12 protein-coding genes are annotated in these 12,895 nt (G+C 48.9%); 10 read left to right on the forward strand and 2 right to left on the reverse strand.

Features of this window, described 5'->3' with window-relative positions; all coding sequences use genetic code 11:
• Positions 1–38: 38 nt before the first annotated feature.
• Genes tssB through tssH form a run of 7 tightly spaced genes read left to right on the forward strand, consistent with a single transcriptional unit; the run spans position 39 to position 9,192 of the window.
• Positions 39–566, forward strand: coding sequence for a type VI secretion system contractile sheath small subunit (gene tssB, locus QMA35_RS12595; RefSeq protein WP_281647504.1), 528 nt, complete (start codon positions 39–41; stop codon positions 564–566).
• The gene (gene tssC, locus QMA35_RS12600) at positions 566–2,047 is read left to right on the forward strand and encodes a type VI secretion system contractile sheath large subunit (RefSeq protein ID WP_281647505.1); all 1,482 of its coding nucleotides are present in this window, start codon (positions 566–568) and stop codon (positions 2,045–2,047) included. The genes tssB and tssC overlap by 1 nt, the downstream gene beginning before the upstream one ends.
• Before the next feature lie 14 nt (positions 2,048–2,061).
• On the forward strand, positions 2,062–3,372 hold the full coding sequence (locus QMA35_RS12605) for a type VI secretion system contractile sheath large subunit (protein WP_281647506.1): 1,311 nt from the start codon (positions 2,062–2,064) through the stop codon (positions 3,370–3,372).
• The gene (locus QMA35_RS12610) at positions 3,369–3,794 is read left to right on the forward strand and encodes a hypothetical protein (RefSeq protein WP_281647507.1); all 426 of its coding nucleotides are present in this window, start codon (positions 3,369–3,371) and stop codon (positions 3,792–3,794) included. Before QMA35_RS12605 ends, QMA35_RS12610 begins: the two co-directional genes overlap by 4 nt.
• Positions 3,787–5,562, forward strand: coding sequence for a type VI secretion system baseplate subunit TssF (gene tssF, locus QMA35_RS12615; RefSeq protein ID WP_281647508.1), 1,776 nt, complete (start codon positions 3,787–3,789; stop codon positions 5,560–5,562). Before QMA35_RS12610 ends, tssF begins: the two co-directional genes overlap by 8 nt.
• Complete coding sequence (locus QMA35_RS12620; RefSeq protein WP_281647509.1) at positions 5,526–6,515, forward strand: type VI secretion system baseplate subunit TssG; 990 nt, start codon at positions 5,526–5,528, stop codon at positions 6,513–6,515. Before tssF ends, QMA35_RS12620 begins: the two co-directional genes overlap by 37 nt.
• A 40-nt stretch (positions 6,516–6,555) precedes the next feature.
• Positions 6,556–9,192: a type VI secretion system ATPase TssH gene (gene tssH / locus QMA35_RS12625; RefSeq protein WP_281647510.1), complete on the forward strand. Its 2,637-nt coding sequence runs from the start codon at positions 6,556–6,558 to the stop codon at positions 9,190–9,192.
• Positions 9,193–9,258: 66 nt separating this feature from the next.
• Here the strand turns inward: tssH and QMA35_RS12630 are convergent, their stop codons facing one another.
• On the reverse strand, positions 9,259–9,642 hold the full coding sequence (locus tag QMA35_RS12630) for a PA2817 family protein (protein ID WP_281647511.1): 384 nt from the start codon (positions 9,640–9,642) through the stop codon (positions 9,259–9,261).
• Between the two features lie 150 nt (positions 9,643–9,792).
• Between QMA35_RS12630 and QMA35_RS12635 the strand changes: the two genes are divergently transcribed.
• The 3 genes from QMA35_RS12635 (at position 9,793) to queF (ending at position 12,421) form a co-directional block, all read left to right on the forward strand.
• Entirely contained in the window at positions 9,793–10,704 is a 912-nt protein-coding gene (locus QMA35_RS12635; RefSeq protein ID WP_281647512.1) for an ABC transporter ATP-binding protein, read from the forward strand.
• A 96-nt stretch (positions 10,705–10,800) separates the two neighbouring features.
• Positions 10,801–11,577 (forward strand): ABC transporter permease, encoded by a 777-nt coding sequence (locus tag QMA35_RS12640; protein WP_281647513.1) that lies wholly within the window; start codon positions 10,801–10,803, stop codon positions 11,575–11,577.
• A 16-nt stretch (positions 11,578–11,593) separates the two neighbouring features.
• A complete protein-coding gene (queF, locus tag QMA35_RS12645) occupies positions 11,594–12,421 on the forward strand; it encodes an NADPH-dependent 7-cyano-7-deazaguanine reductase QueF (RefSeq protein WP_281647514.1) in 828 nt (275 codons plus the stop codon).
• A 46-nt stretch (positions 12,422–12,467) separates the two neighbouring features.
• On the opposite strand, the gene QMA35_RS12650 is transcribed toward queF, so the two are convergent.
• On the reverse strand, positions 12,468–12,895 hold a 428-nt coding region (locus QMA35_RS12650; protein ID WP_281647515.1), incomplete at its 5' end, for an adenylate/guanylate cyclase domain-containing protein.

Here is a 12,895-nt window from a genome sequence, read left to right on the forward strand (position 1 = left end):
GTAACCTAATTCTCTGATGTCTACACGAGGAGGCAGTTATGCCTGTCAGTTCACAGCATAAACGTGTTCGCAAGAACCGGGTCAGCATTACTTATGATGTGGAAACCAATGGTGCCGTGGAAACTCGGGAACTGCCTTTTGTCGTTGGGGTTATTGGAGATTTTGCCGGTAATAAACCGGAAGAAAAACGCCAGTCTATGGATGAGCGAGAATTCACCCAGATTGATAAAGATAACTTCAACAATGTTATGGGACGTATTGGCCCTGAGTTGTCCCTCAAAGTCGATAACACCCTGACTAAAGAAGAAAGTGATAGTGAGATTCAGGTTGATTTGAAGTTCCGAACCATGAAGGACTTCGAGCCGGAACAGATTGTGAATCAGGTAGAACCACTGCGAAAACTTCTGGAAACCCGCAATAACCTCAAGGTTTTGTTGAGCAAGGCTGATCGTTCCAAGGATCTGGAGAAACTACTGCAGGATGTTCTGAAAGACACTGAGGCTTTAGGAAACCTGTCGAAAGAGCTCGGCATTGGCGAAGGTGCATCTGAGGGAGGTGACGAGTAATGGCTGAAGAAAAAGCTGCTGAAGCCGCAGGCGAAGAGGCGGCCAAAGAAGACCTTGGTTTTCTTGATCAGGCTATTTCAGCTACCAGTTATACACCGGCTGATACCACCAAGGAGTTATTGTCGGCTCTGACAGAGCAGGCGATGGCCGGTGCAGTTGTTTGGGATAAGAACCTGACCAAAACCATTGAACAGGCAGTGGCTGCCATTGATAAAACCATCTCAAAACAGTTGTCTTCTATTATGCATGCTGATGAATTCCGGCAGCTGGAAGGAAGCTGGAGAGGGTTGAGCAAGCTTATTCGGGAATCAGAGGTCGGGCCGGACTTAAAGGTCAGGATCTTTGATACCAAGCGTGATGAGTTGTTGGATCAGTTTGAAGATGCTCCATCTATAGATCGCAGCCTGTTTTTTAATAAGGTTTATCAACATGAATTTGGAACAGCTGGTGGTGAACCCTATGGCATCATGATTGGTGATTTCTATTTCAGTCATGCGGAAGAAGATGTTGCCCTGCTACGGTATATGGGAGAGGTGTGCGCTGCCAGTCACTCGCCGTTTATTACCGGGGCCGGTTCAGAAATTTTTGAATACGGCAGTTTTCAGATGTTTAATGAAGGGCGTCCGGTAGCTGCTGGATTTGATGCCCCTTCCTATGCCAGCTGGAATGCTCTGCGCAATAGCGATGATGCTCGTTATATTTGTATGACTATGCCGAAAGTGATGGCACGGCTTCCTTATGGCAAGAGTACAACCTCAGTGAAAAGCTTTGACTTTGAAGAGTTTGAACTGGATGCCCATGGTGATCCTAAACCCGGCGGTCAGAATGACTTTGTCTGGAGCAATGCTGCCTGGGAAATGGGGTTGAATGCGACTCAGGCATTTACCCGTTTTGGCTGGTGCACCGCTATTCGGGGCAAGGACAATGGCGGTATGGTAGAGAACCTGCCCAATTTTCTTTACACCTCTGATGCTGGCGACAAGGTTCAGCAGTGCCCCACCGAAATCAACCTTACGGATGAACGGGAAAAGGAATTGAGTGACCTTGGTTTCCTCCCTCTGATTCATTACAAAAACAGTAATTTCGGTGTGTTTATGGGGGCACAGACAATTCAAAAACCCAGAACCTATACCGAGCCTTCAGCCACAGCCAATGCCGCTATCTCCGCACGACTTCCTTATATTATGGCTAGCAGTCGTATAGCTCATTACCTCAAAGTAATCGGACGGGATCAGGTTGGTTCCAACAAAACCCCTGAAGATGTGCAGAAATACCTGACATCCTGGATCGGTCAGTATGTCAATGCGAATGCCATAGGAGATGAAGCAAGAGCGACACACCCCCTGAGAGAAGCTCGTATCGATGTTATTGAGCAACCTGGACGCCCCGGTTGTTATTCTGCTGTGGCTTTTTTACGGCCATGGCTACAAATGGAGGAGTTGACTACATCTCTGCGTATGGTTGCTGAAATTCCAGGATAAGAAGGAGTTCGGGAGTGGTCGACTATGACCGGTTTACCGTCGTTGTTCTGGGAATGCTAGCGGAACTGGATGACCAAATCAGCCAGCAGCTGGATGTTATTCTTGCGGACAAACAGCTGCAGGAACTTCATGGCCGCTGGCTGGCGCTCTGGTCGCTTGTTGATTTGAGCATTGATCACCGGCAGGTGTTGCTGAAAATCATGCACTGTACTTGGGATGAACTAGCCGACAACCTGAACCGATCCGTCGATATTGAGCGGTCGTGGTTGTATGACCGCCTTGGCCGAAAAGAACTCAACACTCCGGGCGGTTTGCCATTTGGACTCTTACTTGCCGATTATTTTCCCTCTTCTGATCCGGGAGGAATTCTCTCTTCCGGAGATGACCTGTTCACTTTACAGATGCTGGCTTCCGTTGGTGCTGTGGCTTTGTGTCCGGTTGTGGTGTCTATACAAGATCAGTTCTTTGGCAGTTGCGATGATCGCCTGCTTGTTTCTGCCGGTCGATTGGAGCGTGTCATTAACAGTGAAGATTTCCATAGCTGGCAACTCTTGAGGAAAACCCGGGAAGCGGCTTTTCTTGGTGTTGCCTGGCCAATGCTGTTGTACCACTGTGATCGGAGTGAATGCATGGGGTTTTGCTATCGCAGCCATGCATCTTCCAGTCATACATTACAGGTAGGGGCTGGATGGGCGTTCGCCTGTATTGTTATGCGGGAGTATGACCGCTGTCACTGGTTCGGTTTTTTGCGTAACTGTGATGCTGATGTTGATGGTGGCGGTCGGGTAGCTGCAGGATCTCGAGCATCATCTCAAAATCTGTTTATGCAGGCCGTCGCGAGTATTCGGTTGAGTGAATACCTTGAGAATACTTTTCACCAGTTAGGGTTTCTGGTGGCAGGTACCCGTTACCTGTCGAATACACTCGCTTTTCACAATAATAATTCTGTTATGGCTTGCGGCAACAGCACCGATGAACAAATACATGGGCTTTTACAAAGTACATTGATAGGTTGTCGGTTTGCCCACTATCTGAAAGTGCTCGTGCGGGATCGCATAGGTTCGTTTGACAGTACTGGCGATTGTGAGCGTTATCTGAGTCGCTGGCTGCAACGTTATGTGAGTGATGTGGATTACGGTGAAGACAGTATTATGGCTCGTTTTCCCCTCAAGCAGGCGCGAGTTCGGCTTGAGCTCGACCCGCGAGGCGTCGGCCGTTATCGCTGTACTGTTTATTTGCAGCCACAGTATCAGTACGACCAGATGGATTCCGAGATTGTTGTTCACACTGATATGGCCTCCGAAACTGTTGGAGGCCAAAAGTGACAGCATTTCTTGAAGCTTTTACCGGAGAGTTCCTTCAGGTATCCGGTGACCCAGAGCGAAACTCAGTGGTTATCGCCATCCTTATGTTGTTGGGATCACGGCAGACCGATATGTACCCCTCCGAAAATATGAAAGCCCTGGAATCTTCCATTCTTAATTTTGGTGTTGGCGATCTTCATCGCCTGCGAAACACCCGGCAGATAGACAGCTACTGTGATGACCTGGCCCAGCGTATTCTTATCTTTGACAAGAGGGTTGCAGCAGCATCAGTTCGTACAGCTCGTGATGACGAGATGACGGGGGATACTCTGAAATTATTGATTACTGTTCGTCTGGCTGGGCAAGATAATCCGATTGGTTTTGCCACGGATATTCGGTTGACCGATGGTAACTGTGATATCAGGGAGACAGGTAGTGAGTGATTCCCTGCTGCAGTATTACAGTCGTGAGCTTGAGCATTTGCGTATAAGGGCACGACAGTTTTCCGAGTCTCATCCGGGTACGGCAACTCGACTGGGTATGGCGGGTGAGCATATTGCTGACCCCCATATGGAACGTCTGCTGGAAAGTATTGCCTTTCTCAATGCCAAACTGGAGAAGCGGCTTGATGACAGCTACCCGCAGTTAGCCGAAGCGCTCTTAAAGCGACTTTTCCCCCATTACCTTCGTACTATACCGTGCATGGCAATGGCGGTTATCAAACCTGATCCAACCCTGAAGCAGGTGACCAGGATACCGGAAGGTACACGCTTCGAAACCAAAAGCGATGGACAGTCTCTGACGTTTACCACCGCTTGGGATATCCAGCTAACGCCATTGGAAGTTCAGTTTGCCGAGCTGGAACAAGCGCCGTTCAATTTCTCTCCACGAGCGCCCGCATCTGCCATGCTGCACCTGCGATTGGCTGGCTCAGATTCAGACTTGCAGATCGCCAACCTGAATCTTGACTGGTTAACCTTTCACTTTGACTGTGAACCAACACTCAGGCGCAGTTTATTCGATCTGATTATTGGTGCGCTGAACGGCATTATTATCAGTGGAGGCAGTGCAGGTGAGGGGCGGTATCTTGATACCAGTCATCTGCAGCCTGTTGGTGAAAACCTGTCCCTGCTTCCGGAACCTGCGGTTAGCTTTTTTGGCTTCCAACAGCTTATGGAGGTTCTGGCATTCTCCGAAGCTTTTATGGGCTTTACCCTATCGGGCTTGCGGCCACTTCTTGCCCAACTGGGATGTCGTGAGCTGAATATTTATTTTTTGCTGCGGGAAGCTTCCCCGGAATTGTCCAGAGTTATTCGGGGTGATCGATTTAAAACAGGTTGTGTTCCAGTTGTTAATCTTTTCCCTTGCCAGGCTGAACCACTGGTAATGGATTATGGTCGTATGCGGGAAAAGATAATTCCAGATGCCATGGCCGGTGATAATCTGGAAGTGTGGGCAATTAACCAGGTTACAGAAATAACCCGGCATGTTCCCCAGTCTATTCCACCACTTTACGGGAAAAAGTTTGGTGACAGTGACACCGGGCTTTACTGGCTGGAAGTTGGAGGAAGGGACGCCTACGGGCGGCAGCACAGTTATCTGACAATTTCTGATATTGATTATAATCCTGTAATAGATGATCGTCGTGTATTTGCCATAGAAACATGGTGCAATAATGGTAATTTTCCACGTTCACTGGGAAGTGGTACCCAGCTGACCTGCCTCGATAACATTGAGGTGAGTGGCAAAGTTTATCTTCTGGACAGCCCAACCTCTCAAAAACTCCCTCCGACAGGTTACGAAGCGGCCTGGGCTTTGCTGGCACATCTACAGCTGAACTATGAAGACATTTTTGTCGATCGGCATCCGGAGCAAAGCCTGAGGCTGTTGCTGCGTATGTATATGCGTGGTCAGAATGCTGAAGGGGATGCCTGGATTGAAGCTTTGCAAAAAATAACGGCGGAACCTGTCACCGCCCCAGTTCATATCGGCGGTTACCATTGCCTGGCCCGCGGCATGAAAATCAAGATCTGTATAGACCCTGACCCTTTGCGTGAATCTTCTCTGTATCTGTTGATCCACACGCTGGATCGTTTGGCGGCTAACTATGCCGGTTTTGACAGTTTTCTACAGCTGGAGTTTTCCCTCCAGGGGCAGCATGGAGTCCATACCCAGTGTCGTCGTCATCAAGCTCGTCAGGCCGGACTGTAATCCGGCGACTGCAGGAAGATGCTTCCTGCTTTGAGCTGGAGCAGATATACCGGATTTTTCGCCAGCTGGCTCGCAAGAGTGGCCAGAAGCAATCTGTAAAAGCTGTTGTTCGGGCTGTACCACGGTATTCACAACAAGAAGTTTTGAGTGTGGAATCTGTTCGCTCAGGGTGGGCTGTGGAATGTGCCGCGGAGGCTTTAACTGGTTCCAGGGGAGTATTGCCTCATTATCTGCGTGATGCATCTTTAGCGACTGAAGTGGAAGGCGGCGACCGCTCCATGGGGGAGTTTCTGGCTTTGTTTGAAGCTCCCTGGCTGGAACGCGTTGCCCGTAGCCGGGTGAAGTACGACCTCTGTGCGCAGACTGAAATGCAATGTGGGCAATTGAGAGGGATGCCTCCACTTGACGATTTGCTCTTGCATTTGCTGCCAGGAGGCCAGAAATCCTCGAATAAAGAGCGTGACCTGTTTCGCTTTGCCGGTATGTTCAGTTTTGGCCGTCGTAACCTCGAAGGGTTGCGATTGATTCTTTGCGATTACTTTAATCTCCGCATTATTGTCCGTGCGGCCTCTGTCCGTCGTCACCGTATCGACCCGGATGCTTTGGCGGTCATTGGGCTCTCTGGTAAAAATTGCAGCTTGGGGCGCGGGGCGCCATTAGGTTTAAGTGGTTTCCTGGATAGCTGGCGTGTCGATGTGTTGCTAATGCCGCGGGATAAAAGGCAACTGCGTTCTACACTGGATTCTGATGATCTACCCCGTGCGATCAAAAAGGTGACCGATCTGTACCTTGGGGATAGAACACCTTCTGCCGTTTTTGTGATGGCACGCCGCCGATTCCTTAAACGTCCGGTAATCAGCAGCCAGAAGCCACAGTGTCAGCTTGGCCAGAGTGTGTGTCTGGCACCAGAACGATATCCTGAAGGTGTCGTGAGAATTCGTTTACGAGTCTAAGCCTTGACCAGGACTTGCTTTTTGAACAGGAGTAATTGTTATGTTCATGGTTAATCTCACCAAACTCGTTGCCAGGCTGGATACAGGTATGCGCCGGGCTCTGGAAGTTGCAGCCGGAGATGCAATGGGACGAGGGCACCATGATATTGAGATAGAGCACTGGTTCAAGGCGTTGCTGACCGAGCGCAATCCGGAACTGACGCAGATTATTGATGGTATGCAGCTGGATCGAAGTCGTTTCGATGATGATCTTATCACTCGGCTCAATTGTTTTCGTATCGGGAATGACCGCCAACCCGGCTTGTCATCAGCGTTGGTTGAGCTGGCAGAAAGCGCTTGGCTCATTGCTTCGGTGAACTACAACCGGCAATCCATATCTGCGGTTGATTTATTGCTGGCAGAACTGGATAGGGAAAACAAAAAGTTAGAGGGAGAAAAACTTACAGAAGAATTTGAGAAAATCTCTATTGAGAGCTTGAAGAAAGCTGCTGCAGGCATCAGTCGCACCAGTGATGCGAAAGAACAAGGTGAAGACGCTCCCGGAAAATCGGGAGGAATAGAAGATGGCGGGGCTTTGGAACGTTTTACCATCGATCTGATCGCACAAGCCAAAGCAGGGGATCTTGACCCAGTGATTGGGCGACACAGTGAAATTCGCAAAGCTATAGATATTCTCTGCCGCAGACGGCAAAACAACCCTTTGCTTCTGGGTGACCCCGGAACGGGTAAAACAGCCATCGTGGAGGGGCTGGCGCAGGCGATTGTGGCAGAGGAAGTGCCTGATCGACTAAAAGGTGTTCATCTGCACACTTTGGATCTGGCGCTGTTGCAGGCGGGAGCCAGTATTAAGGGTGAATTTGAGAACCGTTTGAAAGATGTGATTCGTGAAGTCCAGCAGTCTGCTGAACCCGTGATTGTTTTCATTGATGAAGCTCATACCCTGATTGGTGCAGGAGGAGCCAGTGGTCAGCATGATGCGGCTAATTTGCTGAAGCCTGCACTCGCACGGGGAGAATTCAAAACAGTCGCCGCGACCACCTGGACGGAATATCACCAGTATATGGAAAAGGATCAAGCCCTGGCTCGACGTTTCCAGGTTGTTAGAGTCGGCGAGCCAGCAGCTAGCGACTGTGTGCAGATATTACGTGGGCTTTCGGCATCTTTGGAGAAACACCATGGTGTGCGGGTTATGGAAGAAGCCATGCAGGCTGCGGTGAATCTCACCGTCCGTTATCTTCCAGCACGACGATTGCCTGACAAAGCTATCAGTGTTCTGGATACTGCTTGCTCCAGAGTGGCTTTAGGGCGACATGCCCGGCCGGAGCATATTGAATTACTGGAGCAAGAACAGCGTCGTCTGAAACAAGAATATGCATCAAGAGAAAGAGAGGCATTGGTGGTCGATGGTGCAGATGAGAAGCTGCCCGAGTTGAAGCTAAGGCTGGATGAAATCAGTGCCCAGCTGGAGGAACTGCAAAGCCAGTGGGAGACAGAGGAAGCGCTGGTTTCCGAAATGACTGAGCTGCAACAATCCATTGATCAGCAATATTCAGAAGGTGTGGAAAAGGTTGACCAGGCACTGCGTAACCAGTACCGGGAATGCAGGGAAAAGCTGATGGTTTGTCAGGGGGAACAAGGGCTAATGCCAGCAGTGGTGGAAGAGCCTGTTATTGCCGATGTGTTGTCTTCATGGACGGGCATCCCACTGGGCAATATTGTTTCCGATGAAATGAATCGTCTGCGGACATTGGAGGAGCGTTTATCAAACCGGGTTATTGGCCAGAAACATGCGCTTTCTGCAGTGGCAGAAAGCTTGCGAGTAGCAAGGGCTGGTTTGATCGATCCTTCTAAACCAATTGGCGTGCTGTTTTTCTGTGGCCCCAGCGGAACCGGGAAAACAGAAACCGGTTTGGCACTGGCCGATATCCTGTTTACCGGTGAGCAGGATATGGTCACCATCAATATGTCGGAATTCAAGGAAGAGCATAAGGTTTCCATGTTGCTTGGAGCCCCCGCTGGTTATGTGGGTTATGGCGAAGGCGGTGTGTTGACTGAGGCTGTGCGTCGCAATCCTTACTGTATTCTGATGCTGGATGAATTTGAAAAGGCTCACCCGGGTGTACACGATATTTTCTACCGTATTTTTGATAAGGGGCGAGTCAGTGACAGCGAAGGGCGGGAGGTCGATTTTCGCAACACCCTGATTATTCTCACCTCTAATGCTGCTGCCAGGGATATTGCTGAAGCCTGTCCTCTTGACGGTGAAGACGACGAAAGCTGGCCTGAAACACAGGATTTACTGAAAACTATTCGTCCCACTCTAGAACAGTATTTTAAGCCAGCCTTTCTCGGACGGATTGAAACCATTCCATTTTATCCGCTCACCAAAGAACAATTGAAAACTATTGGTGGGATGGCCATGAAAAAACTATCACGTCGGGTTGAAGATCATTATGGTGCCAGTTTTTCCTGGGAAGATGAGGTGCTGGAGCGGTTGGTGAGTCTATGTGATGACCCCAATATCGGTGCCCGAGCTATTGAGCATGCTATCAATCGAAAATTGATGCCGCAGCTGGCAACGGCTTGTATTACCCGTTTGGGGGAACGTGAGGATATTTCCAGCATTACAGTTCGCTGGGATTCTAAAACCGATGAAGTGGTGCCAGAAATTTCCTAGGAAGAATGAAATGTTGGGTTACCCAGATCAGTGATTAACCCAACAAATATTATAAGAAAGACTGAATCAGTGGTTCATGACCTGCCTGCGCACATCCGCCCAGTTTGATCCTTCCTCAGCAACGCGATCTTCAATTTGCTGAAAACGACTAATTTCCTCGTCTGTGAGGAAGTGCAAACAATCTCCACCGAAAAACCACAACAGATCACGAGGGACGACCGGAGTCAGCTGAGGATGGTTGCCAATAAAACTGAATAGCCAGTTCTGGCCTAGGTGCCAGCCGTTAGCCTGATCGGTATCCAGCTCATTGCAGGCCTGGTGTAAATTTTCCATCAGTTCTTGCTGCTGCTCTTCCTGCACGACTTCTGCCAAAGCTTTAGGTAGCTTTTCAACAAACTCTGCCAGTATCGCCCGGTGAAAAGAGAAGGAATCTGTGGGTTCGGTGGTCATGGTATTTCCCCGGAAATCGGCACACGTTAGACAAGCTGTTGTACTCGGTCAATAGGGACAAACAGGATTACTTGCAAAAGTTGGTCATCATTTAAAGCTAAATATTATAAGATCGCGGCTCACATTAGTTTTTAGTCATATCGGAGTGACATGGCAGACGCCCTTACGATTCGCGATTTGCGAAAAACTTACGACAATGGTCATGAAGCCCTGAAGGGCATTGACTTGACTGTCGGTCCGGGGGATTTCTTCGCTTTGCTGGGGCCGAACGGTGCCGGTAAGTCGACCACTATCGGTATTATTTCCTCACTGGTTAATAAAACATCCGGCCTTGTAGATATCTTTGGTTACGACATCGATCGGGAACTGGTGAAGGCCAAATGCCAGCTTGGGGTGGTACCTCAGGAGTTTAATTTCAACCAGTTTGAAAAAGTTCAGGATGTTGTCATTACTCAGGCGGGTTATTACGGCATTGCCGGGAAAGAAGCCCGCAAACGTTCTGAAAAGTATCTGAAACAATTGGGGCTCTGGGATAAGCGTGATACCCAGTCCCGTATGTTGTCTGGCGGTATGAAGCGCCGTTTGATGATAGCCCGGGCTTTAATTCACGACCCACGCCTTTTGATTCTTGATGAGCCAACAGCCGGAGTCGATATTGAATTACGCCGCAGCTTGTGGGAGTTCGTTCAGGAAATCAACGAGGCTGGTACAACCGTTATTCTCACTACCCACTATCTCGAAGAAGCCGAACAGATGTGCCGCAATATCGCCATTATCAATGAGGGGGATATTGTTGAAAACACCAGCATGAAAGAGCTTCTGTTGAAGATTGATCGAGAAACCTTCTATCTGGATGTGAAGCAGGAAGTTCCTGCGCAGGCAAAGTTTACCGGGTACGACGTACGCCGTGTGGATGATCACACTCTGGAAGTGGGAGTGAATAAAACCCAGGGTTTGAACGGGTTGTTCCGACAGCTAAGTGATTATCAGGTGGAAGTGGTCAGTATGCGCAACAAATCAAACCGTTTGGAAGAGCTGTTTGTTGATATGACCAAGCGTTGAACTCTCGGTTGAACACTCGGTTGAACAATCGCAATAAATAATGAATTAAGGCTTTGATAAAGCCATTTTAAGACCTATTGAGAATTCAAAGATAAGATGGGAATACATCAGAACTGGATTGCTTTTTGCACCATTTTTATTAAAGAGGTGCGGCGCTTTTTGCGTATTTGGCCTCAGACGCTGTTGCCCCCGGCTATTACTACGGGATTGTACTTCGTCATTTTTGGTCATGTGATTGGCTCCCGCATTGGCACCATGGGGGGCTTCGATTATATGACCTTTGTCGTGCCCGGGCTGGTTATGATGTCAGTGATCACCAACAGCTATTCAAATGTATCTTCCAGTTTTTATAGCAATAAATTCCAGAAGAGTGTTGAAGAGCTACTGGTTTCGCCAGTGCCCAACTGGATTATTTTGGTCGGTTATGTGGCTGGTGGCGTTTCCCGAGGTTTGATGACCGCTACTATTGTTATCATCTTGTCGTTGTTTTTTGTGGATTTTCAGGTTTTTAATATAGGCATCACTTTGCTGGCAGTGTTGCTCACTGCGCTGATGTTTGCCCTGGGTGGCTTTATTAATGCTTTGTTTGCCAACAGCTTTGATGATGTTTCCATTGTGCCAACCTTTGTTTTGACACCGCTGACCTATCTGGGTGGTGTGTTTTATTCGGTGTCTGTTCTGCCCGAGTTCTGGCGTGGCTTGTCACAGATTAACCCCATACTGTATCAGGTGAATGCTTTCCGTTACGGCATGCTGGGCTACAGTGGTGTAGTCGATCTGGTTATGGCGTTTGCCATTATGATGGTGACTGTGGCCGTGCTGTTTGCAGTATCCCTGCATCTGCTGAATAAAGGTAAAGGACTGAGAAGTTGATCCGTGAGTGTGACCTATGAGTAATACTGTTAACGATTCCCCCCTTGGCCAGCACAGCGAGTACATCAGCGAATATGATGCTGACCTCCTGTTCGCCATTCCCAGAGCTCCAAAATGGGAAGCTCTTGAGCTGGATGGTCAGTGCCTGCCGTTCACTGGCACAGACACCTGGAATGGCCCTGAACTGTCTTGGCTTGATAGCAAAGGCAAACCTGTGGTGATGGCGGGTGTGTTTGTTCTGCCTGCCAACTCTCCCAATATTATTGAGTCTAAGTCCTTCAAGTTGTATCTGAACTCTTTTAACCAGACGCACTTCTCTTCTTCCTCTGTGGTCAGGGATACCATGGCCAAGGATCTTTCTGCTGCAGCTGGAAAACCTGTTGAGGTACGACTGCAAAGTCTTGGGGAAGTCCAACAGCAAGGTATTGAACCCGTTGCTGGAGAGTGTATTGATGGGCTGGATGTGACCATTGATACCTACACTTTGGAGCAGGGTTTTCTGGAGTCAGATAAAGAACAGGTTGTCAGCGAAATTCTGCATACCAATCTTCTCAAGTCCAACTGTCCAGTAACCGGTCAGCCTGACTGGGGTACGTTGGTTATTGATTACACGGGGCCGAAGTTGAACCGGGAAGGGCTATTAAAGTATATCTGTTCTTTCCGCCAACATCAGGATTTCCATGAGCAGTGTGTTGAACGCATCTTTATGGACATTAAACGACTCTGTGGAGCCCAGAAGTTAACTGTTTACGCACGCTATGTAAGGCGGGGTGGTCTGGATATTAATCCATGGCGCAGTGACTGTGGTTCCGAGGATAAAAACCAGCGACTGGCTCGTCAGTAGAAATGTATGAAACAGGCAACACCTGCTGCCTGTTTCATTGGCGTATTTATGTTTCGTTGCTGAAGGCTGGCTCCTTCAATTGCCTTGCAGCTTTATTCAGTGCGCGAATTGCCTTATTGCGTTCAATAGGGTCCAGTCTCGCCGAATCCATATAGAGCGAAAACCCCTGCAGCTCTTCATCAATCCAGCTTGGGTTGGCACCCAGGTCTTTTCTGAAATCAATTACCTGATAAACAGACATGGGCTGCTGAACACCTTTTATCATAATGGGTTTTGAGCGGCGGCACATGATCTGGTTTTCTATCAGTGCATAGGTTTCTTCTGAGATAAGAATCTCATTAGATCCTGCAAGAGCTTCTAAGCGGCTGGCAAGATTTACCGTGCGGCCAACCAACGTGTAATCCATACGCTCACGGGTGCCAAAGTTGCCGACATTGCAGTAGCCGGTACTGATGCCCATGCGGATATTCAGGC

It is taken from the genome of Parendozoicomonas sp. Alg238-R29, assembly GCF_947331445.1.
In the GTDB taxonomy this organism is placed as follows: Bacteria; Pseudomonadota; Gammaproteobacteria; order Pseudomonadales; family Endozoicomonadaceae; genus Sansalvadorimonas.